Below are 25,283 nucleotides of genomic sequence, written 5' to 3' on the forward strand. Positions count from 1 at the left end.
CACTACGAGCGGCTGCGTCCCGACGTCACCCGGTACACGTCGTACACGCCCTCCACGCCACGGACCGCCTTCAGCACGTGGCCGAGGTGCTTGGGGTCGCCCATCTCGAAGGTGAACCGGGAGGTGGCCACCCGGTCCCGGGAGGTCTGCACGGCCGCCGACAGGATGTTGACGTGCTGGTCGGACAGCACCCGGGTGACGTCCGACAGCAGCCGGGACCGGTCCAGCGCCTCCACCTGGATGGCGACCAGGAAGACCGAGGACTGGGTCGGCGCCCACTCGACGTCGAGGATGCGCTCCGGCTCCCGGGACAGCGAGTCGACGTTGACGCAGTCGCTGCGGTGAACCGATACGCCGCTGCCGCGGGTGACGAAGCCGATGATCGGGTCTCCCGGGACCGGCGTACAGCAGCGGGCCAGCTTCACCCACACGTCCTCGACGCCCTTGACGACCACGCCCGGGTCGGCGGTGGAGCGCCGCTTGCGCCCGCGGCCGCGGGACGGCGGGACCGTCTCGTCGATCTCCTCGGTGGCCGCCTCCTCGCCGCCGAGCGCCTGGACGAGCTTCTGCACGATGTTCTGCGCGGAGACATGGCCCTCGCCGATCGCCGCGTACAGCGCGGAGATGTCCGAGTAGCGCATCTCGTGCGCGAGGGTGACCAGCGAGTCCCCGGTGAGGATCCGCTGGATCGGCAGGTTCTGCTTGCGCATGGCCCGCACGATGGCGTCCTTGCCCTGCTCGATCGCCTCGTCCCGGCGCTCCTTGGAGAACCAGGCGCGGATCTTGTTGCGCGCCCGCGGCGACTTGACGAAGCCGAGCCAGTCCCGGGACGGGCCGGCGCCGGGCGCCTTGGAGGTGAACACCTCGACCAGGTCGCCGTTGTCCAGGGTGGATTCCAGCGGGACCAGCCGCCCGTTGACCCGCGCCCCTATGGTGCGGTGGCCGACCTCGGTGTGCACGGCGTACGCGAAGTCCACCGGGGTGGCGCCGGCCGGCAGGGCGATGACATCGCCCTTGGGCGTGAAGACGAAGACCTCGTTGCGGGACAGGTCGAAGCGCAGGGACTCCAGGAACTCGCCCGGGTCCTCGGTCTCCTTCTGCCAGTCCAGCAGCTGCCGCAGCCACGCCATGTCGTTGATGGCGTCCTTGTCCTTCGCCGACGTCTTCGGCGCGTCGGTGCGGACCTTGGAGGCGCCGGCGACGGCCTCCTGCTTGTACTTCCAGTGCGCGGCGATGCCGTACTCGGCGCGGCGGTGCATGTCGAACGTGCGGATCTGGAGTTCGACCGGCTTGCCGTTGGGGCCGATGACCGTCGTGTGCAGCGACTGGTACATGTTGAACTTGGGCATCGCGATGTAGTCCTTGAACCGGCCGGGGACCGGGTTCCATCGCGCGTGCACCGTGCCGAGGGCGGCGTAGCAGTCGCGGACCGTGTCGACGAGGACGCGGATGCCCACCAGGTCGTAGATCTCGGCGAAGTCTCGGCCCCGCACGATCATCTTCTGGTAGACGCTGTAGTAGTGCTTGGGGCGGCCGGTCACGGTGGCCTTGATCCGGGCGGCGCGCAGGTCGGACTGGACCTCGTCGGTCACTATGGCCAGGTACTCGTCACGCTTGGGCGCCCGCTCGGCCACCAGCCGTACGATCTCGTCGTACATCTTGGGGTAGAGGATCGCGAACGCGAGGTCCTCCAGCTCCCACTTGATGGTGTTCATGCCGAGGCGGTGGGCGAGCGGAGCGTAGATCTCCAGCGTCTCGCGCGCCTTCTTCTCCTGCTTCTCGCGCTTGAGGTAGCGCATGGTGCGCATGTTGTGCAGCCGGTCGGCGAGCTTGATGACCAGGACCCGCGGGTCCTTCGCCATGGCCACGACCATCTTGCGCACGGTCTCGGCCTGAGCGGCCTCGCCGAACTTGACCTTGTCCAGCTTGGTGACGCCGTCGACCAGCAGGGCGACGACGTCGCCGAAGTCGCGGCGCAGGTCCTCCAGGCCGTACTCGGTGTCCTCGACGGTGTCGTGCAGCAGCCCCGCCATCAGGGTGGCCGGGTCCATGCCCAGCTCGGCGAGGATGGTGGTGACGGCGAGCGGGTGCGTGATGTACGGGTCGCCGCTCTTGCGCTTCTGGCCTCGGTGCCAGCGTTCGGCGACCTGGTAGGCGCGCTCGATCTGGCGCAGCGTGGAGTTCTCGATCTTGGGGTCGTTGCTGCGCACTATCCGCAGCAGCGGCTCCAGGACCGGGTTGTAGGGGTTCGCGCGCTGGACGCCGAGGCGGGCGAGGCGGGCCCGGACCCGGTTGGAGGAGGCGGTCCGGGTGGGCTGCGCGGCCGGCTGGCGGACCACCGGGGGCTGCGCCGGGCGCTCGGCCGGGGCCTGCTTGGGACGCGCGGACTCCGCGCTCTTCTCCACGGGCGCGGAGTGGGCGTGCTCGACCGCCCCGCGGGTGTCGTTCTTCACCTGGGAAGCGCTCGGCGCGGGCTTCGCCGCGGCGGCCGAGGCGGGCTCGGGCTTGGCGGCGGTCAGTGGCTGGGCCTCGTCTGGCAAGAGGACTCCTCGTGCGCGATCCGGGTCCCCCGGTCAGGCTCCGGAGACCCCATGGTAGCGATCCTGCGCCCGGTCATCGCCTTCAGGCGGCTGTGAGGACCGTCTACCCCTGCAACGCGAAAGGCTGTCACGGGATTCCGGACGGCCGGTCGCGAAGCCCCCGCATCAACGTCCGCGACCGGCGGACGAACCCGCGCGACCTGCGAAAACATCGAACCGGGCGCACAGAGCAGCGGCTGCGGACCCGGCGGGACGCAAACGGCCGCCCCGGCACACACATGCCGGGGCGGCCGTCGCACGGCTACGCGGTCAGACCTGGAGCAGCGCCTGGAGCGGGGCCCCGTCCAGCGCGGCCTCCAGCCGGGTGCGGCCGCCCAGGAAGCCCAGCTCCATCAGCACCGCGAGGCCGGACACCTCGGCGCCGGCGCGCTGGATCAGATGGATCGCCGCCTCGGCCGTACCGCCCGTGGCCAGGACGTCGTCCACGATCAGCACGCGGTCGCCGGCGGACAGGTCCTCGGCGTGCACCTCGATCTCCGCCGAGCCGTACTCCAGGTCGTAGGCCTGGCGCAGGGTGGCCCCGGGCAGCTTGCCCGCCTTGCGGACCGGGATGAAGCCCAGGCCGGCACGGACGGCGACCGGGGCGCCGAGGATGAAGCCCCGGGCCTCCAGGCCGACGACCTTGGTCGCGCCGGTGTCGGCGGCGATCTGCGCCAGCGCGTCGGTGAGCGCGGTGAAGGCCGCCGGGTCGGCCAGGAGCGGGGTGATGTCCTTGAACATCACTCCCGGCTCCGGGTAGTCGGCCACATCGCGGATGCGGCTCAGCAGCAGTTCCTGGATGTCGGTCATCGGCGCTTTCCGGAGGTACGGCCGCGGCCTCGGCCGCGTGCGGGCTGGTTGCGCGGGCCCACGACGGCGGGGGTGCCGTCGTCGCCGTCGTCACCGGCGGTGGCACGGACCTCGGCGAGGTCCTCCCCCGCGGCGGCGGCCTGGGCGCGCTTGGCCAGGACCCGCTTGGTGAGGCTCTTCATCGCCGGCTCGCGCTCCTTGAGGTCGGCGACGAGCGGGGTGGCGATGAAGATGGAGGAGTAGGCACCGGCCGCGAGGCCCACGAACAGCGACAGCGAGATGTCGTTGAGCGTGCCCGCGCCGAGGAAGCCGCCGCCGATGAAGAGCAGACCGGCGACCGGCAGCAGCGCGACGACCGTGGTGTTGATGGAGCGGACCAGGGTGCCGTTGATCGAGCGGTTGGCGATCTCGCTGTAGGTGAACCGGGTCTGCTTGGTCAGGTCCTTCGTCTGCTCCTTGAGGCTGTCGAAGACGACGACCGTGTCGTAGAGCGAGTAACCGAGGATGGTCAGCAGACCGATGACCGTGCCGGGTGTCACCTCGAAGCCGACCAGGGCGTAGATACCGGTCGTGATGGTGATGTCGTGGATCAGCGCGACCAGCGCGGCCACGGCCATGCGCCACTCGAAGGCGATCGCCAGGTAGATCACCACGAGGACCATGAAGATCGCCAGGCCCTGCCATGCCTTGTTGGCGATCTGCTCGCCCCAGCTCGGGCCGACCAGGTCGGCGGCCAGCTTCTCGGGGTCGAGCTTCAGGTCCTTGGCCAGCTCCTGCTTGATCCGGTCGGACTGGCCGGTGTCGATGCCGGCGATCTGGATGCGCAGGCTGCCGTTGCCCAGCTTCTGCACGATGGCCTGGTGGCCGGAGGCCTTGTTGGCGTACTCCTCCGCCTGGGCCACCGAGGCGCTCATCTTCGTGGGCGTGGTGAAGACGGCGCCGCCCTCGAACTCGATGCCCATGTTCAGGCCGCGCACCGCCAGGCCGACGATGGCCGTGATGGTGATCAGGATCGAGATGCCGTACCAGATCTTCCGCTTGCCGACGAAGTCGTACGCGATCTCGCCGCGGTGCAGCCGGGCGCCGATGGTGCCGAGTTTCGACATGGCTCACGCCTCCTTCGGGTCGACGGGGCCGGCTGCGGGACCGGCGGGACGGCGGGTGCGGCGCAGCGGGGGCTTGGCGCCCAGGCCCTTGGGGTCGAGACCGGACCACTTGTGGCCGTCCGCGAAGAACTTGCGGCGGGCGAGGAGCGTCATCAGCGGCTTGGTGAAGAAGAAGACCACGACCACGTCGAGCAGGGTGGTCAGGCCCAGCGTGAAGGCGAAGCCCTGCACCTTGCCGACGGTGACGACGAACAGCACGGCGGCGGCGAGGAACGACACGAAGTCGGAGACCAGGATGGTGCGCCGGGCACGCGGCCAGGCCCGCTCCACCGCGGGGCGCAGCGTGCGGCCCTCACGGATCTCGTCCCTTATGCGCTCGAAGTACACGATGAACGAGTCCGCGGTGATACCGATGGCGACGATGGCACCGCACACGGCCGGCAGGTTCAGCGCGAAGTTGATGGCCGGGCCGAGCAGCGACATGATCACGTAGGTGAGGATCGCGGAGACCAGCAGCGAGGCCATGGCCACGATCGACAGGCCGCGGTAGTAGACCACCAGGTAGATCACGACCAGCGCCAGGCCGATCGCGCCCGCGAGCAGACCGGCGTGCAGCTGCTCGCCGCCGAGCGCGGCGGTGACGGTGGTGACGGACTGCTCCTGGAAGGACAGCGGCAGGGCGCCGTACGACAGCATGTTGGCGAGACCCTGCGCCTCGTCCTGCTGGAAGCTGCCGGAGATCTCCGCCTGGCCGCCGGTGATGGACTGGCGCACATACGGGCTGGAGACGACCTCGCCGTCCAGGACGATGCCGAACTCGTTCTGCGGCTGCGGCTTGCTGGCCAGCTCGCCGGTGATGTCGGCGAACTTCTTGGCACCCTTGGAGGTGAAGTTCATCTGGACCTGCCAGCCGGCGGCGCCCTGGGTGTCGAAGACGGCCTGCGCCTTCTTCACCTCGGTGCCGTCCACGGCGGCCGGGCCGAGCAGGTACTTGTACCAGGCGTCGTCGATCTTGCCGCAGGCCACGGTGGGCCGGCCCGGCTTGGCGTTCTTGCCGGCGTTCGCCCGGTCGGTGGGCTTGGTGCAGTCCAGGGCCGCGTACTGCGCCTGGAGCTTGGCGTCCGCGCCGGAGCCGTCGCCGGCCGGGGCCGAGGGCGTGGCCGGCGGAGTGGCCGAGGGCTTGGCGCTGCCGGAGGCGGAGCCGCTCGGCGAGGGGGTGGCGTCGGCCTTCAGGGCGTCGGTGACCGCGCGGCCCTGGGACGTGGCCGAGGCGGAGGGAGACGCGGAACCGGACGCCGTCTCCTTGCCGGAACCGGTCGCCTTCTCCGTGGCCGAGGCGGACGCCGACGGGCTGCTGCCCGGCTTCGGCGACGAGCCGCCCTTGGAGGACGCGCTCGGCGACGGGCTCTTCGTGGCGGGGCCGCTGGGCTCGCTCGCCAGGACCGGCCGGAAGTACAGCTTGGCGGTGGTGCCTACCTGCTCCTGGGCCTCCTTGGAGTTGGTGCCCTTGGGGATGTTGACGATGATGTTGTCGTTCCCCTGGGTCTGCACCTCCGCCTCGGAGACACCCAGGCCGTTGACCCGGCGGTTCATGATGTCGACCGCGGTGTCCATGTTGGCCTTGTTGATCGCGGACCCCTGATCGGCCTTCGCCTTGAGCGTAATGCTCGTACCACCGGCGAGGTCGATGCCGAGACGCGGAGTGGTGTGCCCGGAGGCGAACATCCCTCCGGCGAGCGCCACGATGGCGATCAGGATGAGGGCCAGCGAGCGCCCTGGCTTGCTCGGGGCGCTCGCGCTTCGGCCCCTCTTAGGTGCTGCCACCTTCTCGTACTCCCTCTCGGGCCGCCCCGCGCCCGGTCGGCGCGGTCGGCCATGACATGGTGTCGGACTCCCGTGCGGGAAACAGACGCGCCCGGGTCACGCGGGGCGCCCGTCATGCGGCCGCCGCGTGATCCCGGGGAGTGACTACTTCGCGTCGGAGTCGCCGTCGGTCTTCTTCGGCTGGTCGTCCGCACCGGCCTCGGCGGCGTCCTTCTTACCGAGGTCGATCTTGTCGTCCGAGGCGGCGGCAGCGTCGGCGGATCCGTCGGTCTCGTCGGTCTCGGTGAGGGAGGAGGCGTCGTCCGGGACGATGCCGGTGTCGGACTTCAGGTCGTGCTCGATGCCGTGGACGATGCGGTTGTACTCGTCGTCGGAGAGGACGGCACCGATGGCGTTCTTGGCGAAGAGGAGGTCGACGCCCGGCCCGGCGTCGAGGAGGACCGTGTCCTCGTTGACCTCCTTGACCGTCGCGTACATCCCCCCGATCGTGCGGACTCCGGATCCGGGCTGCATCTGGTTCCGCATGTCGGCGGCCTGCTGCTGCTTCTTCTTGGCCGAACGCGTCATCAGGAACATGGCCGCGATGAGCACGATGAACGGGAGAAGGGTATAGGCATTCACGGGACGGAATTTCCTTCGCGCGACCGCGCGGGTGAGCGGCCTGTTGGATGGGGGTGTGGTCGGCGCCGCCCGCAAGGGCGGCATCGGCGGAGTCTAAGCGAGTCCGCTCTCATGGAACAACGCTCAGCATGGCACCTGGGTTCCGGCCGGGCCATCGCCCTCGCCGCTCGGCCGCCCTCACGCCCCGAACAAGTCCTGTTGTCCGTTTCCCGCCGCCGGCGCCTGCGGTGGGGTCAGGCCCAGGTGCGCCCAAGCGGCGGGGGTGGCGACCCGGCCGCGCGGGGTGCGGGCGAGCAGTCCCTCGCGGACCAGGAACGGCTCGGCCACCTCCTCCACGGTCTCCCGCTCCTCCCCCACCGCGACGGCGAGGGTGGACAGGCCCACCGGTCCGCCGCCGAACAGCTTCAGCAGGGCCTCCAGGACGGCGCGGTCCAGCCGGTCCAGGCCGCGCGCGTCGACCTCGTAGACGGCGAGCGCGGCGGCGGCGATCTCCCGGGTGATCACTCCGTCGGCCTTGACCTGCGCGTAGTCGCGGACGCGGCGCAGCAGGCGGTTGGCGATACGGGGCGTGCCCCGGGACCGGCCGGCGATCTCGGCGGCGCCGTCCGACTCGATCACGACGTCCAGCAGGCTCGCCGAGCGGTGCACCACGCGCTCCAGCTCGTGCGGGGAGTAGAACTCCATGTGCGCGGTGAAGCCGAAGCGGTCGCGCAGCGGCGGCGGCAGCAGGCCCGCCCGCGTGGTCGCGCCGACCAGGGTGAACGGCGGCAGCTCCAGCGGGATCGCGGTGGCGCCGGGGCCCTTGCCCACGATGACGTCGACGCGGAAGTCCTCCATCGCCATGTACAGCATCTCCTCGGCGGGCCGGGACATGCGGTGGATCTCGTCGAGGAAGAGCACCTCGCCCTCCTGGAGCGAGGACAGGATGGAGGCGAGGTCGCCGGCGTGCTGGATGGCGGGGCCGGAGGTGATGCGGATGGGGGCGCCCATCTCAGCCGCGATGATCATCGACAGGGTGGTCTTGCCGAGGCCGGGCGCACCGGAGAGCAGCACGTGGTCGGCGGTGGCGCCCCGCGCGCGTGCGGCGCGCAGCACCAGGTCGAGCTGTTCGCGGACCTTCTCCTGGCCGATGAACTCGCCGAGGTCCTTGGGGCGCAGGGCGGCCTCGACGGCCTGGTCCTCCCGGTCGGCGGACGCACCGACGAGCCGCTCCTCGGCGGGGGTGGGGGTGGTGTCGTCCCGGTTCACGAAGTTCTCCTAGCGGGGTGACGCAGGTCAGCGGGCGCGGTTCAGGGTCTGCAGGGCGGCCTTCAGCAGCGGGCCCACCTGCGGGGTGCCGGCCGCCGCCTCGGCCTGGGGCGTTACGGCGGCCACCGCCTCGTCGGCCTCGCGGGTGGCGTAGCCGAGACCGATCAGGGCCGCGTGCAGCTGGTCGCGCCAGCCCTGGGTGACGGGCGCGCCGACGGCCGGGGCGCCGACGGGCACGCCGAGCCGGTCCTTCAGCTCCAGCAGCAGCTTCTGGGCGCCCTTCTTGCCGATGCCGGGGACGGCGGTGAGGGCCTTCTCGTCACCGGTGGCGACCGCGCGGCGCAGCGCGTCCGGGGTGTGCACGGCCAGCATGGCCTGGGCCAGGCGGGGGCCGACGCCGCTCGCGGTCTGCAGCAGCTCGAAGACCTGGCGCTCGTCGTCGTCCGCGAAGCCGTACAGGGTGAGCGAGTCCTCGCGGACGACGAGGGAGGTGTGCAGCCGGGCGGGCTGGCCGACGCGCAGGGCCGACAGGGTGTTCGGCGTGCACTGGACGGCCATGCCGACGCCTCCGACCTCGACGACGGCGGCGTCCGGGGCGAGCGCGGCGACCGTGCCGCTGACGAAGGCGATCATGCCGTGGGGCCTTTCGTTGCGTGGACCGTGTGCCGGGCCACCGCCTGCTGGAGCCGGTTCTGGGCGGGGGCCCGCCAGATGTGGCAGATGGCGAGCGCGAGGGCGTCGGCGGCGTCGGCGGGCTTGGGGGGCGCCGCCAGCCGCAGCAGGCGGGTGACCATGGCGCCCACCTGGGCCTTCTCGGCTCGTCCGGAGCCGGTGACGGCGGCCTTGACCTCGCTGGGGGTGTGCAGGGCGACCGGGATGCCGCGCCGGGCGGCGCACAGCATGGCCACGGCGCTGGCCTGGGCGGTGCCCATGACCGTACGCACGTTGTGCTGGCTGAAGACGCGCTCCACGGCGACGAACTCGGGCCGGTGCTCGTCCAGCCACTCCTCGATGCCCCGCTCGACGGCGAGCAGCCGGTGGCTGAGGTCGGCGTCGGCCGGGGTGCGGACGACACCGACGCCGAGCATGGTCAGCGGGCGGCCCGCGACGCCCTCGACCACGCCGATCCCGCACCGGGTCAGGCCGGGGTCCACCCCCAGAACACGCACCCGCACCGCTCCCTTCGGTCACCCGATCGCATATTCGTGCAGGCTATCGGGTGCCACTGACAACGCCGTACAACGCGACGGGCCGACGGGGGTGTCCCGTCGGCCCGGTCGTCAGCCGTACGCGTTACGCGTCGACCTTCTCCATGACCTCGTCGCTCACGTCGAAGTTCGCGAAGACGTTCTGCACGTCGTCGCTGTCCTCCAGCGCGTCGATGAGCTTGAAGATCTTCTTGGCGCCTTCCTCGTCCAGCTCGACCTGCATGGTCGGGACGAAGTTGGCCTCGGCCGACTCGTAGTCGATGCCGGCCTCCTGCAGGGCGGTGCGGACCGCGACGAGGTCGGTCGGCTCGCTGAGGACCTCGAAGTTCTCGCCGAGGTCGTTGACCTCCTCGGCACCGGCGTCCAGCACCGCGCCGAGCACGTCGTCCTCGGTCAGCTCGCCCTTGGGGACGATGACGACGCCCTTGCGGTTGAACAGGTACGACACCGAGCCCGGGTCGGCCATGGAGCCGCCGTTGCGGGTCATGGCGACGCGGACCTCGGAGGCGGCGCGGTTGCGGTTGTCGGTGAGGCACTCGATGAGCACCGCGACGCCGTTCGGGCCGTAGCCCTCGTACATGATCGTCTCGTAGTCGGCGCCGCCGGCCTCGAGGCCCGCGCCGCGCTTGACCGCGGAGTCGATGTTCTTGTTCGGGACCGACGACTTCTTCGCCTTCTGGATGGCGTCGTACAGCGTCGGGTTGCCGTCCGGGTCGGCACCGCCCATCCGGGCCGCGACCTCGATGTTCTTGATCAGCTTCGCGAAGAGCTTGCCGCGCTTGGCGTCGATCACGGCCTTCTTGTGCTTCGTCGTGGCCCATTTAGAGTGGCCGGACATCTGCCTGTCTCCTTCGCGTAACCCATCCTGTACGAACGCCCCTCGGTCGAAAGGCCGGGGGGACCCCCGGAGATCCTACAAGGACTCCGCCGCCCGGTTGGCGCGCACCATGTCGACGAACAGCGCGTGCACGCGGTGGTCGCCGGTCAGCTCCGGGTGGAAGGAGGTGGCGAGCGCGTTGCCCTGGCGGACGGCGACGATGTGGCCGTCGTGCTCGGCGAGCACCTCGGCCCCGGCGCCGACGGACTCCACCCAGGGGGCGCGGATGAAGACGCCCTCCACGGGGTCGCCCGTGATGCCCTTGACGTCGACCGACGCTTCGAACGACTCGTTCTGCCGGCCGAAGGCGTTGCGGCGCACGATCATGTCGATGCCGCCGACGGTCTCCTGGCCCGAGCGCGGGTCGAGGATCTTGTCGGCGAGCATGATCAGGCCCGCGCAGGTGCCGTAGACGGGCATGCCCTCGCGCACGCGCGCGCGGAGGGGCTCCATCACGCCGAAGAGGACGGCCAGCTTGGAGATGGTGGTCGACTCGCCGCCGGGCAGGACGAGACCGTCCACCTCGGCGAGTTCCTCGGGGCGCCGCACCGGCCTGGCCACGGCGTCGGCCGCGGCCAGGGCGATGAGGTGCTCCCGTACGTCGCCCTGGAGGGCCAGGACGCCTATGACAGGAGTGTTCATGGGGTGCCGTTGCCTGTGTGGGTTACCAGCCGCGGTTGGCGTAGCGCTCGGTCTCGGGGAGGGTGTCGCAGTTGATGCCGACCATGGCCTCGCCGAGGTTGCGGGACGCGTCCGCGATGATCTTCGGGTCGTCGTAGAAGGTGGTGGCCTTCACGATGGCGGCGGCGCGCTTGGCCGGGTCGCCGGACTTGAAGATGCCGGAGCCGACGAACACGCCCTCGGCGCCGAGCTGGCGCATCAGGGCCGCGTCGGCCGGGGTGGCCACACCGCCGGCGGAGAACAGCACCACCGGGAGCTTGCCCAGCTCGGCGACCTCCTTGACCAGCTCGTACGGGGCGCGCAGCTCCTTGGCGGCGGCGTACAGCTCGTGGTTGTCCAGGCCGCGCAGGCGGGCGATGTCGCCCTTGATCTGGCGCAGGTGACGGACGGCCTCGACCACGTTGCCGGTGCCGGCCTCGCCCTTGGAGCGGATCATCGCGGCGCCCTCGGCGATGCGGCGCAGGGCCTCGCCCAGGTTGGTGGCACCGCACACGAACGGGGTGGTGAAGGACCACTTGTCGGAGTGGTTGACCTCGTCGGCCGGGGTGAGCACCTCGGACTCGTCGATGTAGTCCACGCCGAGGGACTGCAGCACCTGGGCCTCGACGAAGTGGCCGATGCGGGACTTGGCCATCACCGGGATGGAGACCGCGTCGATGATGCCCTCGATCATGTCCGGGTCGGACATCCGGGCCACGCCGCCGTCCTTGCGGATGTCGGCCGGGACTCGCTCCAGGGCCATGACGGCGACGGCGCCCGCGTCCTCGGCGATCTTCGCCTGCTCCGGCGTGACGACGTCCATGATCACGCCGCCCTTGAGCTGCTCGGCCATGCCGCGCTTCACACGGGCGGTGCCGGTCTCGGGAGCCTGGTTCTCGGTGGTGGACACGGGTGACCTCACTGATGGGAAAGAGGGTTTGTGCACCCATGAGGAAACGCGAACCGGCCAGGCCACAGCAAGGGCCAATGACAAGCCGGTGGATCCTTTTGTTCACCCGGGCTTCATGAGACCCGCTCGACCAGGGCCGCGGGCGGCTCGTCGTCCATCTCGAAGGCCAGCGGGAAGGGGGCGTGGCCGGCCAGCCGGAACCAGCGGACCTTGCGGTGTTCGCGGAGCCTGCGGGCGGCCCCCACGGCGTCGTTGTGGAACCGGCGGGCCATCGGCACCCGGCGGACGGCCTCGGCCAGCTCACGGGCCGCCGCGTCGCCGCCGGGGGCCTCACGCACCGCCTCCACCTGGGCCGCGTCCTCGAAGACCGCCCGCAGCGCCTGGCTCAGCTCGCTCTCGGCGACCTCCCGCTGCTCCTCCTCCGCCTGCCGGGCCGCGTGCGCGGCCTCGTAGAGCACGATCGAGGCGGCCGGGTCCAGCACGCCGGAGGTCGCCAGCTCCTGGGCCACCGAGGCGCGCCGCAGCAGCTGGGCGTCGAGCGCGGCCCGCGCGGCGTCCATCCGCACGTGCAGCCGGTCCAGCCGCCCGGCCGTCCAGCTGAGGTACACGCCGACGGCGACGAGCGCGACGAGGATCCAGATGAGGGTTGCGGTCACGCCCGAAGGCTATCGGCCGCCGGAGAGCCCCCTCCAAGCCACCGGGACCGGTGCCGCCACGCCGTCCGGTTCCGGCCCGGCCCGGTCGGCCCGGCACGGCCAGCACGGGCCCGGCTCGAGGCCAGTGGGGTCCCTACCGGTCCGGTTGTCGGGGGCCGGGCGTCCAGCTTCCGGCGCCGGAATACCGGCCACCCAGGACCGCCCGACCGACTCCCCCCGGGCGCCCGGCGGCACACGGACCGAGGCAGAACCTTCCCGCCCTCCCCGCACACTCAGCGAGCAGGCTCCACCGCGACTGAAAACGGCCGGAACCCGGTCCGCGACAGTGGGGGGTCGTACCGGTCCGGTAGTCCCCTGGTCCAGCTCCGGCGCCAGGAGTGCCGGCCATCCAAGACCGCCCGACCCGCTCACCCAGGCGCCCGGCGGCACACGGACCGAGGCAGAACCTTCCCGCCCTCCCCGCACACTCAGCGAGCAGGCTCCACCGCGCCTGAGAACGACCGGAACCCGGACCGCGACAGTGGGGGGTCGTACCGGTCCGGTAGTCACCTGATCCAGCCTCCGGCGCCAGGGGTACCGGCCACCCAAGACCGCCCGACCGACTCCCCCCGGGCGCCCGGCGGCACACGGACCGAGGCAGAACCTTCCCGCCCTCCCCGCACACTCAGCGAGCAGGCTCCACCGCGACTGAAAACGGCCGGAACCCGGTCCGCGACAGGGGGGGTCGTACCGGTCCGGTAGTCACCTGATCCAGCCTCCGGCGCCAGGAGTGCCGGCCATCCAAGACCGCCCGACCCGCTCCCCCGGGCGCCCGGCGGCACACGGACCGAGGCAGAACCTTCCCGCCCTCCCCGCACACTCAGTGGGCGGGCTCCGCCGCGAATACGGACGACCGGAACTCGGTGCGCGTCACCGGGCGCGCTTGTCCTGGCCCGTCCGGGGGCCGCGCGCCGGCGTACGGCACACCTCCGGGGCCGACGCGCCGGTGGCATCGGGCGGCCGCGGCGTCCGCGGGGCCGCTGCGGAATCGGCACGGCGGCGGACTCGGCGGCCGCCGGCCGTCCCGGTCCCGTACGGCCACAGGGCGGACCCGCCCGCACGGCTCCGGTCAGGGGCCCAGGCGCACGCGCCGCCGGGGCCGGAGCCGCGCCCGCCGCCGCACGCCCCGCGACCGGCGCGGCATCCGCCCGGGTCAGTCCCGGGCCAGTCCGAGGCGGGCCCGTAGGCCCGTCGCGCGTTCGTCCGTGGCGACCGCCGCCGCGCCCGCCGTCACCGTCTCGTAGACGGACAGGATGTCCGCGCCGACCGTCGACCAGTCGAAGCGCCGTACGTGGGCGCTGCCCCGCGCGCGCAGCTCGGCCAGGCGGGCCGGGTCGCCGAGCAGGCGTACCGCGGCCTCGGCCAGCGCGTCGGCGTCCTCGTTGGCGAACACCTCGCCGGCCTCGCCCTGGTCGAGGACCTGCACGAACGCGTCCAGGTCGGAGGCGAGCACGGGCGCGCCCGCCGACATCGCCTCGACCAGGATGATGCCGAAGCTCTCCCCGCCGGTGTTGGGCGCCACGTACAGGTCGACGCTGCGCAGCAGACGGGCCTTGTCCTGGTCGCTGATCATGCCGAGGAACTCCACGCGCGGACGCAGCTCCTCGGGCAGGTCGGCGACGGCCGCCTCCTCGTCGCCCCGGCCGGCCACCAGCAGCCGGGTCTCCGGGCGGGCCGCCAGGATCCTCGGCAGCGCCCGCATCAGGACGGGCAGCCCCTTGCGCGGCTCGTCGATCCGGCCGATGAACCCGATGGTGCCGCCCTGCCACTCGGGCCGTGGCTCGGCCTCGGCGAAGAAGTCCACGTCGACGCCGTTGGGGATGACCACGGCGTCCCCGCCGAGGTGCTCGACCAGCGTGCGCCGGGCGTACTCGCTCACCGCGATCCGCGCGCTGATCTTCTCCAGCGCGGCCTGGAGGATCGCGTAGGCGGCGATCATCGCGCGCGAGCGCGGGTTGGACGTGTGGAAGGTCGCCACGATCGGACCGGACGCCGCCCAGCAGGTCAGCAGGCCCAGCGAGGGCGAGGTCGGCTCGTGGATGTGCACCACGTCGAAGGCGCCCTCGTGCAGCCAGCGCCGTACCCGCGCGGCCGACAGGAAGCCGAAGTTCAGCCGGGCCACCGAGCCGTTGTACGGCACCGGGACCGCGCGGCCGGCGGAGACCACGTACGGCGGCAGCGGGGTGTCGTCGTCGGCCGGGGCGAGCACGGAGACATGGTGGCCGAGGCGGAGGAAGTACTCGGCGAGGTCACGGATGTGGAACTGGACGCCACCGGGCACGTCCCAGGAGTACGGGCAGACGATCCCGATTCTCACGCGGGTCCCTTCGCGGGGTCGAGGTCGGCGAGCCACAGGCGCTGGAGCATGTGCCAGTCCTCCGGGTGCTCGGCGATGCCGGTGGCGAAGGCGTCGGCCAGTGCCTGTGTCATGACAGACGTCTTCTCCGCGCGCGTACCTGACGCCGGTACCTCGATCGGGGGGTGAACCTGGCCCCGCATGACGGGCGAGTCGTCGTACCAGAGGGTCACGGGCAGCAGCAGCGCGCCCGTGTGCTGGGCGAGCAGGGCCGGACCGGCCGGCATGCGGGCCCGTTCGCCGAAGAAGTCGACCTCGACGCCGGAGGCGGACAGGTCACGGTCGGCGACCAGGCAGACCAGGCCGCCGTCGCGCAGCCGCCGGGCCAGGGTGCCGAAGGCCGCCCCGCCGCTGTGCGGCAGCACCTCCATGCCCAGACCCTCGCGGTAGGCCACGAAACGGTCGTAGAGCGACTCCGGCTTCAGCCGCTCGGCGACCGTCGTGAACGGCGTCTCCAGCGCGGTGGTGACCCACGCCCCGGCCAGGTCCCAGTTGGCCAGGTGCGGCAGGGCGAGGACCACACCCCGGCCGGAGGCCAGCCCCTCGGTCAAATGGTGCAGGTCCTTGGGGACGAAGCCCGCCCTCACCCGCTCGGCGCTCCAGGCCGGCAGCCGGAAGGACTCCATCCAGTACCGCAGGTACGAGCGCATGCCCGCGCGCGACAGCTCCGCGAGCCGCTCCGGGGACGCCCCGGGCACCACGCGCGCGTAGTTCGCCTCCAGGCGCCGTACGCCCTTGCCGCGCCGCTTCCAGGCGGCGTCGGCGATGGTCCGGCCGAGGCGCACCGCGACCGGCTCGGGGAGCTTCTTGACGGTGCTCCAGCCGAGGCCGTACAGCGCGTCGGCGAACCGGTCGGCGGCGCTCACCGCGCGGCCCCGCCGGCCTGTTGGGCGGCCGCCGCCTCGGCCTCCGCGGACTCGCGGCGAACGGTGACCACCCGCTGCACCAGCGTGACCAGGCTGCCCGCCGCGACGATCCACAGCGCGATCGGCAGCAGCCACTGGATGCCCGGCACACCGAACTTGTGCAGCCCCGCGAAACCGGCCGCGACCAGCGAGATCACCAGCCGCTCGGCGCGTTCGACGAGGCCGTTGACGGCGACCGGCAGCCCGATCGACTCGCCGCGCGCCTTGGTGTACGACACCACCTGGCCGCTGGCCAGGCAGAAGATCGACACCGCGCACAGCACGTTGTCGTCGCCGCGGCCCGCGTACCACAGCGCGAACCCGCCGAAGATCGCCCCGTCGGCGACCCGGTCCAGGGTGGAGTCCAGGAACGCGCCCCAGCGGCTGGAGCGGCCCAGCTGGCGGGCCATGTTGCCGTCGACCAGGTCCGAGAAGACGAACAGGGTGATCACGACCGTGCCCCAGAAGAACTCCCCCCTGGGGTAGAAGACCAGCGCCCCCGCGACCACTCCGGCCGTGCCGATGAGCGTCACCGTGTCAGGGCTCACCCCCCGCCGGATGAGAAACGCGGCGAACGGTGTGAGGACACGCGTGAAGAATGCACGCGCGTACTTGTTCAGCATGGCCTTCCCGACGGTCGGTGACGCCGCGGCCCCTGCTGGCCGCCGGCTGGCCCATCGTAGCCACGCGCGCGCGTGGCCGACGGGCGGGCACCCGCGGCCGGTGCCCGCGAGCGCGCGCACGGGCGCCCCCACGAGGCGGGCGTGACGGAAACGGACATCTGCGCGCACTCTTCGTAGTCCTTCGTATGGACGCGACGTGACGGGAGTGGAAAGCTCGAATAACCGCGGGCGTCGCCGGAGCCGCCGCAGCACGCGGATCCCGCGTGTCCGCGCCCACAGTGACCTCACCGTGCACGGGAGGCAGGATCATGGGCGACAAGGCACAGACACACCACCCCGGAGCCGCCGGCAGGGCTCTCACGGCCGACCGGCCCACCTCCGTACGGAACGTGGTGCTGGTCGGCCACACCGGCTCGGGAAAGACAACCCTGGTGGAGGCCCTCGCGCTGACCGCGGGGGCGGTGAACCGGGCGGGCCGCGTGGAGGACGGCGGCACCGTCTCCGACTACGACGACATCGAGCACCGCCAGCAGCGCTCGGTCCAGCTCTCCCTGGTGCCGGTCGAATGGGACGGCATCAAGGTCAACCTGCTCGACACCCCCGGGTACGCCGACTTCGTCGGGGAACTGCGGGCCGGGCTGCGCGCCGCGGACGCGGCCCTCTTCGTCGTCTCGGCCTCGGACGGGGTCGACGGCTCCACCCGGATGGTGTGGGAGGAGTGCGCGGCCGTCGGCATGCCCCGCGCGATCGTGATCACCCACCTGGAGGCCGCCCGCGCGGACTTCGAGGAGATGACCCGGATCTGCGCGGAGGCCTTCGGCGGAGACGACCCCGACGCCGTGCTGCCGCTGTATCTGCCGCTGCGCGGCCCCGAGGGACCCGACGGACACGCGCCGGTCACCGGCCTGGTCGGCCTGCTGTCGCGAAAACTCTTCGACTACTCGACCGGGGAGCGCAAGGAGTCCGAGCCCGGCGCGGACGAGCTGCCCGGCATCGAGGAGGCCCGCAACCGGCTCATCGAGGGGATCATCGCCGAGAGCGAGGACGAGACCCTCATGGACCGCTACCTGGGCGGCGAACAGGTCGACGTCAAGACCCTGGTCCAGGACCTGGAGCGGGCCGTGGCCCGCGGGTCCTTCCACCCCGTGCTGGCCGCCGCGCCCGCCGCCGAGGGCGCCCGGCAGGGACTCGGCACCGTGGAACTGCTGGAACTGGTCACGGGCGGCTTCCCCACCCCCTTCGAACACCCCATGCCCCAGGTCACCACGATCGACGGCGGGCCACGCGAGCTGAAACCCTGCGACACCGACGGCCCGCTGGTCGCCGAGGTCGTCAAGACCTCCTCCGACCCCTACGTGGGCCGCCTCTCCCTCGTCCGCGTCTTCTCCGGCACCCTCCGCCCGGACCAGCCGGTGCACGTCTCCGGGCACGGCCTCGCCGACCGCGGCCACGAGGACCACGACGTGGACGAGAAGGTCGGCGCCCTGTCCATGCCCTTCGGCAAGCAGCAGCGCCCGGTCACCCACGCCGTCGCCGGCGACCTGGTGTGCGTGGCCAAGCTGGGCCGCGCCGAGACCGGCGACACCCTCTCCGCCAAGGACGACCCGCTCCTGATGGAGCCCTGGCAGATGCCCGACCCGCTGCTGCCGGTCGCCATCCGCGCGCACAGCAAGGCCGACGAGGACAAACTCTCCCAGGGCCTGGCCCGGCTGGTCGCCGAGGACCCGACGATGCGCCTGGAACAGAACCAGGACACCCACCAGGTCGTCCTGTGGTGCCTGGGCGAGGCGCACGCCGATGTCGCCCTGGAACGGCTGCGCGGCCGCTACGGCGTCCAGGTCGACGTCGTCCCGCACAAGGTCTCCCTGCGGGAGACGTTCGCCGGCAAGGCCACCGGGCGGGGCCGGCACGTCAAGCAGTCCGGCGGGCACGGCCAGTACGCCATCTGCGAGATCGAGGTGGAGCCGCTGCCGGGCGGCTCGGGCATCGAGTTCGTGGACAAGGTGGTCGGCGGCGCGGTGCCCCGGCAGTTCATCCCGTCCGTCGAGAAGGGCGTCCGCGCCCAGGCCGCCAAGGGCGTCGCCGCCGGCTACCCCCTGGTCGACGTCCGGGTCACGCTGCTGGACGGCAAGGCCCACTCGGTGGACTCCTCCGACGCCGCCTTCCAGACGGCGGGCGCGCTCGCCCTGCGCGAGGCCGCCGCGGACGCAAGGATCCATCTGCTGGAGCCGGTCGCCGAGGTGACCGTGCTCGTCGGCGACGCCTACGTGGGCGCCGTGATGAGCGACCTCTCCAGCCGCCGAGGCCGGCTGCTCGGCACCGAGCAGACCGGCTCCGGACGCACGCTGATCCGCGCCGAGGTGCCCGAGTTCGAGATCGGCCGCTACGCCGTCGACCTGCGCTCGCTCTCGCACGGCACCGCCCGCTTCGACCGCGCCTACGCCCGGCACGAACCGATGCCGCCGCAGATCGCCGAACGCATCCGCGAACAGGCCGGGGACGAGGGGTAGCACGGAAGCACCGGACCGGCGCACGGGCGGGCGGCTTCGGCCGTCCGCCCACGGCTGTCGGTGCCGGCCGATACGCTGATCACCTGAAGACGTCGTGCCGCCGCCATGCTGGCATCGGCCCGGCGACCGGTCCAACAGGTGTGCGGAGCAAGGAAGTCGGGAAGGCCGCAGGCACGGCACCGGCGGCGATAGGGGCGGGAATGTCGATAGGAACGGAGTGGGACGGGCCCCAGGTACCCGTCTCGGTCGGCGAGGGACAGGCGGCGACCGCCGCGCTGGCCTCCGCGGCATACCGGGACAGCCCGATCGAGGAGATCAAGAAGGCCGACAACGAGTGGCACCAGTCGACCGTCAAGGCCGGCCGGATCAAGATGTTCCGGCCCAATCTGGGCGAGGCGTTCTCCCGGGCCCTCGTGGACCGGATGCTGGCCCCCGGCCGCAAACCGCTCATCCAGTCCTTCGGCACCGAACCGCAGTTCGTGGTCGAACACGCCCTGGCCGCCAACAACATCCGCCGGGAGCGGGACAACCGCCTGACGGTCATCACCGTCGTCTGCGGCCTGCTCTTCCTGCCCGGCATGATCGGCTGGCTGCTCGTCTTCCTGCTGCGCTCCTTCGTCGCCCGCCGCGAGGACAAGCGGGCCGGGACGCTGGCCACCACGCTCCTGCTGGGCTTCGGCCTGCTCGCCGCGCTGTTCCTGGTCAAGATGCCGTTCTCCGGCTTCTGGGCGTGGTACGCCCGCGCGGCCGTGGTCGCCCCCGTGATCGGCTGGTACCTGGCCAAGCAGCTGTGCGAACGCACCGCCAAGGACCTGCGCGCGCGCTGGGACGGCCTGCTCTCCGGGACCAGCGTCGGCGCCAAGATTCCCGAGGCCGTGCCTCGCGGTCCCGACCAGACCGCCGCCGAGGAGCTGCGCCAGTCCCTGGCCCGGCTGGCCGCCGAGCAGCAGTCCAACTCGGTCTTCTACGCAGGCCCCAAGGGCATACTCGGCATGGGCACCCGCTGGGGTGCCTGGCAGCTCGCCGAGGACCTGGTGCCCGCCGACCCCGGCCGGGAGATCCACCCCTTCCGCAGCTGGGACGTGATACGCGCGATCCACGACAAGCTGTCCCTGATGGAACGCGGTCCGCTGCACACCGGCGGCTTCCCCAAGCCCTCCGTACGGCACTGGATCGTCACGCCGATCGGCGAGAAGGCCACGGCGGTGTCCCGGCCCGAGGGCGCCGACGTCGAGGCGTTCCAGATCAAGCCGCACGCCATACAGGAGATCTGCAACAAGCAGCAGTTCGGCAGCGGCGACCGGCACTACCTGGGCGTGCAGTGGACCCTGTGGGACGGACAGCTGGTGATCACCATGCTGATCACCGTCACCGTGCTGCACCAGACCCTGCGCATCGAGGTCACCGGGCACGCGCTGGGGCCGGTGAACTCGCTGTTCACCAGCAAGCCGGAGGCACCCACCAAGGAAGTCGCCAAATCCCTCAAGCCCTGGGAGAACCGCACGATCAAGCTGCCGCTGGTCACCACCGACGAGGTCGTACGGCTCGCCGTCCGCGCCCCGCTCACCTGGTACCCGCCGCTGCTGAACTGGCTCGGCGGCTCCCTCGGCCTGCCCGAGCCGTTCGGTCTGCGGCACGCCTGGGCCGACCAGCCGTGGCGCCATCGTTTCATGGCCGACGACGCGCTGCGCGCGGCCACGCCGGTGCTGCGCGTGGTGCACTCGGCGGCGATCAAGGTGCTGGAGGAGAACGGCGTGGACACCGAGAAGTTCGGCGCCCGCTCGTCGTTCCTCAGCGGCAACGTCCAGGACCCGACGCCGAGGAAGGCCGATCTCTACGACGCGTGACCGGGTGCCCTCCATGGAGGGCACCCCGCCATGCGTTTAGGTGGCCGGCCAGGCCTCCGCGAGCATCTTCCGGGTGTCGGCCAGCAGCTGCGGCAGGATCTTCGTGTGGCCCACCACCGGCATGAAGTTCGTGTCGCCGCCCCAGCGCGGCACGATGTGCTGGTGCAGATGCGCGGCGATGCCGGCGCCCGCGACCGAGCCCTGGTTCATGCCGATGTTGAACCCGTGCGCGCCGGACGCGGTGCGCAGGGCCGTCATCGCCTGCTTGGTCAGCTCCGCCAGCTCGGCGGTCTCCGGCCCGGTCAGCTCGGTGTAGTCGGCCACGTGCCGGTAGGGCACGGTCATCAGGTGGCCGCCGTTGTACGGGTACAGGTTGAGCACGGCGTACACGTGTTCACCGCGCCGCACGATCAGCCCGTCCTCGTCCGACTTGGCCGGGATCGAGCAGAAGGGGCAGCCGTCGTCGGCCCCCGGACCGGTCGGCTTGTTCTCGCCCTGGATGTAGGCCATCCGGTGGGGCGTCCACAGGCGCTGGAACGCGTCCTGCGTCCCCACTCCGATCTGCTGCTCCGGCTCACTCGTCATGTTAGGCAGCATATGGCGTCACCCCGGCCCGCCGTGCGGCCGGGGCGGACTCGGGGCGCTGCCACGCGGGAGCGGCCCCCGGGACGGTGGTCCCGGGGGCCGCGGAGCCGGTACGGATCAGACCTGGGTCCGCTCCGCCACGATCTGCTCGATCTTCGCGATGGCCTCGTCGAACGGGATGCCGTTCTCCTGCGAGCCGTCGCGGTAGCGGAAGGACACCGAGCCGTTGGACATGTCCTCGTCGCCGGCGATGACCATGAACGGCACCTTCTGCTTCTGCGCGTTCCTGATCTTCTTCTGCATGCGGTCCGAGGAGGAGTCCACCTCGACGCGCAGGCCCTTCTTCTTCGCCGCGGCCGCGAACTTCTGGAGGTACTCCACGTGCGCGTCGCCGATCGGGATGCCGATCGCCTGGACCGGGGCCAGCCACGCCGGGAAGGCGCCCGCGTAGTGCTCCAGCAGGACGGCGAAGAACCGCTCGATGGAGCCGAACAGCGCGCGGTGGATCATGACCGGACGCTGCTTGGAGCCGTCCGGGCCGGTGTACTCCAGGTTGAACCGCTCGGGCAGGTTGAAGTCGAGCTGGATGGTCGACATCTGCCAGGTCCGGCCGATGGCGTCCTTCGCCTGGACGGAGATCTTCGGACCGTAGAAGGCGGCGCCGCCCGGGTCGGGAACCAGGGGCAGGCCCTGCTTCTCGGCGACCGCGCGCAGGGTCTCGGTCGCCTCCTCCCAGACCTCGTCGGAGCCGACGAACTTCTCGGGGTCCTTGGTCGACAGCTCCAGGTAGAAGTCGGTCAGGCCGTAGTCCCGCAGCAGGCCGAGGACGAAGGTGAGCGTCTTGTCCAGCTCCTCGGACATCTGCTCACGGGTGCAGTAGATGTGCGCGTCGTCCTGCGTGAAGCCCCGCGCACGGGTCAGGCCGTGCACGACGCCCGACTTCTCGTACCGGTACACGGTCCCGAACTCGAACAGGCGCAGCGGCAGCTCGCGGTACGACCGGCCGCGCGCGTCGAAGATCAGGTTGTGCATCGGGCAGTTCATGGGCTTGAGGTAGTAGTCCACGCCCTCGTCGAGCTGCATGGGCGGGTACATGCCCTCGGCGTACCAGTCCAGGTGCCCGGACGTCTCGAAGAGCTTCCCCTTCGTGGCGTGCGGGGTGTAGACGAACTCGTAGCCCTCTTCCTCGTGGCGGCGGCGCGAGTAGTCCTCCATCACGCGGCGGACGATGCCGCCCTTGGGGTGGAAGACGGCCAGGCCGGAGCCGATCTGCTCGGGGATCGAGAAGAGGTCCAGCTCGGTGCCGAGCTTGCGGTGGTCGCGCTTCTCGGCCTCGGCGAGGAAGTCGAGGTACGCCTTCAGCTCGTCCTTGGACGGCCAGGCGGTGCCGTAGATGCGCTGGAGCATCGGGTTCTTCTCGCTGCCGCGCCAGTAGGCGGCGGCGTTGCGCATCAGCTTGAACGCCGGGATGAGCCGGGTCGAGGGCAGGTGCGGACCGCGGCACAGGTCCTTCCAGCACAGCTCGCCGGTCTTGGCGTCCAGGTTGTCGTAGATCGTCAGCTCGTCGGCACCGACCTCGACGTCCGCGCCGTCGTCGTGCGAGGCCGAGCCCTTGAGGCCGATCAGCTCCAGCTTGTACGGCTCGTCCGCCAGCTCCTCGCGGGCCGCCTCGTCGGTGACGACACGACGGGCGAACTTCTGCCCGCGCTTCTGGATCTCCTGCATCTTCTTCTCGATGGCCTTGAGATCCTCGGGCGTGAACGGCTTGTCCACGTCGAAGTCGTAGTAGAAGCCGTCCTTGACCGGCGGGCCGATGCCCAGCTTGGCCTCGGGGAACAGCTCCTGCACGGCCTGCGCCATGACGTGCGCGGTGGAGTGGCGCAGGATGTTCAGGCCGTCCTCGGACGAGATCTCGACACCCTCGACCTCGTCGCCGTCGGACAGTACATACGTGAGGTCCTTCAGCTCGCCGCCCACGCGTGCGGCGATGATCGAGCGCTCGCCCGCGAAGAGGTCGGCGGCCGTAGTGCCCGTCGTCACCACGCGTTCTTCCCGCTCGGAATCGCGTTGGATGATCACACGGACGTCTGACACCGGTCTCTCCTGACTGAAGGTGGGGTGCGGCGCCATACCAGGAGCGCGCGCACAGGCGATCGTACCGACCCGACGGCACCGACCGCGAAACGGTCACTCTCGGTCCGCGCCCGGCTACGCGCCCCCGCCGGTCTCCTCGGGGAGGTCAGGGCGCCTCCTGGAGGGACCTCGGCAGCCGGTCGACGGCCCTCGCGGGTGGCGTGCGGGGCGTGGCGGAGGCGGATGGCGGGCGGGTGCGGGGCGGCGGTGCCGGGCGGGGTGGTGGCCGGCCCGGGCGTGGGCCGCTGAACTGCGCGGACCCGCACTCCTGTTCCCTCTTGGCGGCGTACGGCGCAAACGGTCCGGGTATCACCAAACGGCAGAAGACGGGACGTCAGCTGCCGTGGGTGAGCGAGGAGTTGGGATGACGACCTGGTACGAGGGGCCGCTGGCCGCCTTCGACACGGAGACGACGGGCGTGGACGTCGAGACCGACCGGATCGTGTCGGCCGCCGTCGTCGTCCAGGACGCGCCGGGGACCCGGCCCCGGGTGTCGCGCTGGCTGGTGAATCCGGGGGTGCCGGTGCCGGCGGAGGCGACGGCGGTGCACGGGCTGACGGAGGAGCACCTCCAGCACAACGGGCGCTGGCCGGCGCCGGTGATGTACGAGATAGCCGAGCAGCTGGCGGAGCACGCGACGCTGGGCCGCCCGCTGGTGGTGATGAACGCGCCGTTCGATCTGACGCTGCTGGACCGGGAGTTGCGCCGGCACCGGGCGTCGTCGCTGGCGCGCTGGTTCGACTCGGTGCCGTTGAAGGTGCTGGATCCGCGGGTGCTCGACCGGCAGCTGGACCGGTACCGCAAGGGCCGCCGCACGCTGAGCGATCTGTGCGCGCACTACGGCGTGACGTCGCAGGGCGCGCATGACGCGGCGGCGGACGCGCTGGCCGCGCTGGATGTCGTACGGGCGCTGGGGCGGCGTTTCGCGACCCGGCTGGAGCGGCTGTCCCCGGCCGAGTTGCACGCGCTCCAGGTGGAGTGGCACGCGGCGCAGGCGCGCGGGTTGCAGGCGTGGTTCGCGCGCAGTGGTTCGGAGGAGACGGTGTGCACCGAGTGGCCGGTGCGGCCGGAGCTGCCGGCGGCGGCGTGACCCGGGTGTCGGCATAGAAGCGGACATGAAGACGGCATGAAGAAGGCCGGTCCGCTGTGGCAGACCGGCCTTTTCCGGTGGGCGATACTGGGATCGAACCAGTGACCTCTTCGGTGTGAACGAAGCGCTCTCCCGCTGAGCTAATCGCCCGGGAACGCACTGAACAATACAGGTCCGGGCGCCCTTCGTTCAAACCGCCTCCAGACGGCGCAGCAGTCCGCGCCGTCCGGCCCGCATCATCAGGCGGTGATTGAGGCGGAACAGGGGCCGTCCGGGCAGGGCGAGCCGCCGGAGCAGGGGCCGGCCCACGAAGACGTCCTGTTCGTAGCGCGCGAGGGTGCCGGGGCCGCCGGCCGTGATCGTCCAGCGGGCCCAGCCGTGGAGGTCTCCGGAGAGGGCGGCCTCCAGGACCCCGGCGGCCGGGTCGCGGCGGGTCTGCCGCAGGGTGGCGGTGAGGGCGAGGGGCAGCGCGGAGCGGATGACGATCAGGCCGGTGTGTTCGGCCAGGCGGGTCGCCGACCGCACCTGGGGCCACCACCGGGGGTAGTCGTCGGGCCGCTCCAGTACCGCGTAGACGGCGGCGGGCGGGGCGGGCAGGGGCCATGTGCTGTGGAAGCGGTAGTGGTGGGGGTCCATGGGGCGAGTGTGACGGGGTGGGCGGATGAATCTGAGTACGCGTACTCAGGTGCCCAGCCG

At 71.5% G+C, this 25,283-nt stretch carries 21 protein-coding genes and 1 tRNA gene; 3 read left to right on the plus strand and 19 right to left on the minus strand.

Annotated features, from left to right (window positions below; all coding sequences use genetic code 11):
• Nucleotides 1-2: 2 nt before the first annotated feature.
• From relA to pgsA, 15 genes are all read right to left on the minus strand, one after another.
• Nucleotides 3-2,540 carry a GTP pyrophosphokinase gene (gene relA, locus HB370_RS08695; protein ID WP_030780978.1) on the minus strand — a complete coding sequence of 846 codons (2,538 nt, stop codon included), beginning with the start codon at nucleotides 2,538-2,540 and terminating at the stop codon, nucleotides 3-5.
• Between the two features lie 309 nt (nucleotides 2,541-2,849).
• Nucleotides 2,850-3,389 carry an adenine phosphoribosyltransferase gene (locus HB370_RS08705; RefSeq protein WP_030780981.1) on the minus strand — a complete coding sequence of 180 codons (540 nt, stop codon included), beginning with the start codon at nucleotides 3,387-3,389 and terminating at the stop codon, nucleotides 2,850-2,852.
• Entirely contained in the window at nucleotides 3,386-4,495 is a 1,110-nt protein-coding gene (gene secF, locus HB370_RS08710; RefSeq protein ID WP_030780984.1) for a protein translocase subunit SecF, read from the minus strand. Before secF ends, HB370_RS08705 begins: the two co-directional genes overlap by 4 nt.
• A 3-nt stretch (nucleotides 4,496-4,498) precedes the next feature.
• Nucleotides 4,499-6,319: a protein translocase subunit SecD gene (secD, locus tag HB370_RS08715; protein ID WP_030780987.1), complete on the minus strand. Its 1,821-nt coding sequence runs from the start codon at nucleotides 6,317-6,319 to the stop codon at nucleotides 4,499-4,501.
• Between the two features lie 144 nt (nucleotides 6,320-6,463).
• Nucleotides 6,464-6,940: a preprotein translocase subunit YajC gene (yajC, locus tag HB370_RS08720; RefSeq protein ID WP_030780990.1), complete on the minus strand. Its 477-nt coding sequence runs from the start codon at nucleotides 6,938-6,940 to the stop codon at nucleotides 6,464-6,466.
• Between the two features lie 177 nt (nucleotides 6,941-7,117).
• Nucleotides 7,118-8,188, minus strand: a complete 1,071-nt coding sequence (gene ruvB / locus HB370_RS08725; protein ID WP_030780993.1) for a Holliday junction branch migration DNA helicase RuvB — start codon at nucleotides 8,186-8,188, stop codon at nucleotides 7,118-7,120.
• Nucleotides 8,189-8,215: 27 nt separating this feature from the next.
• A complete protein-coding gene (gene ruvA, locus HB370_RS08730; protein ID WP_030780995.1) occupies nucleotides 8,216-8,821 on the minus strand; it encodes a Holliday junction branch migration protein RuvA in 606 nt (201 codons plus the stop codon).
• Nucleotides 8,818-9,357, minus strand: coding sequence for a crossover junction endodeoxyribonuclease RuvC (gene ruvC, locus HB370_RS08735; protein WP_030780997.1), 540 nt, complete (start codon nucleotides 9,355-9,357; stop codon nucleotides 8,818-8,820). The genes ruvA and ruvC overlap by 4 nt, the downstream gene beginning before the upstream one ends.
• A gap of 124 nt (nucleotides 9,358-9,481) precedes the next feature.
• Nucleotides 9,482-10,234, minus strand: coding sequence for a YebC/PmpR family DNA-binding transcriptional regulator (locus HB370_RS08740; RefSeq protein WP_030780999.1), 753 nt, complete (start codon nucleotides 10,232-10,234; stop codon nucleotides 9,482-9,484).
• Between the two features lie 75 nt (nucleotides 10,235-10,309).
• Nucleotides 10,310-10,915: a pyridoxal 5'-phosphate synthase glutaminase subunit PdxT gene (pdxT, locus tag HB370_RS08745; protein WP_030781002.1), complete on the minus strand. Its 606-nt coding sequence runs from the start codon at nucleotides 10,913-10,915 to the stop codon at nucleotides 10,310-10,312.
• Between the two features lie 22 nt (nucleotides 10,916-10,937).
• On the minus strand, nucleotides 10,938-11,843 hold the full coding sequence (gene pdxS, locus HB370_RS08750; protein WP_030781005.1) for a pyridoxal 5'-phosphate synthase lyase subunit PdxS: 906 nt from the start codon (nucleotides 11,841-11,843) through the stop codon (nucleotides 10,938-10,940).
• Nucleotides 11,844-11,956: 113 nt separating this feature from the next.
• Nucleotides 11,957-12,499, minus strand: a complete 543-nt coding sequence (locus tag HB370_RS08755; protein WP_030781008.1) for a hypothetical protein — start codon at nucleotides 12,497-12,499, stop codon at nucleotides 11,957-11,959.
• Nucleotides 12,500-13,691: 1,192 nt separating this feature from the next.
• Nucleotides 13,692-14,855 carry a glycosyltransferase family 4 protein gene (locus HB370_RS08760; protein WP_030781011.1) on the minus strand — a complete coding sequence of 388 codons (1,164 nt, stop codon included), beginning with the start codon at nucleotides 14,853-14,855 and terminating at the stop codon, nucleotides 13,692-13,694.
• A complete protein-coding gene (locus HB370_RS08765; RefSeq protein ID WP_030781014.1) occupies nucleotides 14,852-15,760 on the minus strand; it encodes a phosphatidylinositol mannoside acyltransferase in 909 nt (302 codons plus the stop codon). The genes HB370_RS08760 and HB370_RS08765 overlap by 4 nt, the downstream gene beginning before the upstream one ends.
• The gene (pgsA, locus tag HB370_RS08770; RefSeq protein WP_030781016.1) at nucleotides 15,757-16,422 is read right to left on the minus strand and encodes a phosphatidylinositol phosphate synthase; all 666 of its coding nucleotides are present in this window, start codon (nucleotides 16,420-16,422) and stop codon (nucleotides 15,757-15,759) included. The genes HB370_RS08765 and pgsA overlap by 4 nt, the downstream gene beginning before the upstream one ends.
• Before the next feature lie 308 nt (nucleotides 16,423-16,730).
• Between pgsA and HB370_RS08775 the strand changes: the two genes are divergently transcribed.
• A complete protein-coding gene (locus HB370_RS08775; protein WP_030781019.1) occupies nucleotides 16,731-18,932 on the plus strand; it encodes an elongation factor G-like protein EF-G2 in 2,202 nt (733 codons plus the stop codon).
• A 200-nt stretch (nucleotides 18,933-19,132) separates the two neighbouring features.
• Nucleotides 19,133-20,779, plus strand: coding sequence for a hypothetical protein (locus tag HB370_RS08780; protein WP_030781021.1), 1,647 nt, complete (start codon nucleotides 19,133-19,135; stop codon nucleotides 20,777-20,779).
• Nucleotides 20,780-20,815: 36 nt separating this feature from the next.
• Here HB370_RS08780 and HB370_RS08785 read toward each other — a convergent pair whose 3' ends face one another.
• Both HB370_RS08785 and thrS read right to left on the minus strand, forming a co-directional pair.
• On the minus strand, nucleotides 20,816-21,376 hold the full coding sequence (locus HB370_RS08785) for an HIT domain-containing protein (protein WP_078637488.1): 561 nt from the start codon (nucleotides 21,374-21,376) through the stop codon (nucleotides 20,816-20,818).
• Between the two features lie 105 nt (nucleotides 21,377-21,481).
• Nucleotides 21,482-23,458: a threonine--tRNA ligase gene (gene thrS / locus HB370_RS08790; protein WP_030781027.1), complete on the minus strand. Its 1,977-nt coding sequence runs from the start codon at nucleotides 23,456-23,458 to the stop codon at nucleotides 21,482-21,484.
• Between the two features lie 403 nt (nucleotides 23,459-23,861).
• Here thrS and HB370_RS08795 point away from each other — a divergent pair, with 403 nt between their 5' ends.
• Entirely contained in the window at nucleotides 23,862-24,587 is a 726-nt protein-coding gene (locus HB370_RS08795) for a 3'-5' exonuclease (RefSeq protein WP_030781030.1), read from the plus strand.
• 78 nt (nucleotides 24,588-24,665) lie between these two features.
• Here HB370_RS08795 and HB370_RS08800 read toward each other — a convergent pair.
• Both HB370_RS08800 and HB370_RS08805 read right to left on the minus strand, forming a co-directional pair.
• A tRNA-Val gene (locus HB370_RS08800) sits at nucleotides 24,666-24,737 on the minus strand.
• Nucleotides 24,738-24,776: 39 nt separating this feature from the next.
• Entirely contained in the window at nucleotides 24,777-25,223 is a 447-nt protein-coding gene (locus tag HB370_RS08805) for an SRPBCC family protein (protein WP_030781033.1), read from the minus strand.
• Nucleotides 25,224-25,283 lie beyond the last annotated feature (60 nt).

The organism is Streptomyces sp. DSM 40868, assembly GCF_011820545.1.
GTDB classification, from domain to species: domain Bacteria; phylum Actinomycetota; class Actinomycetes; order Streptomycetales; family Streptomycetaceae; genus Streptomyces; species Streptomyces eurythermus.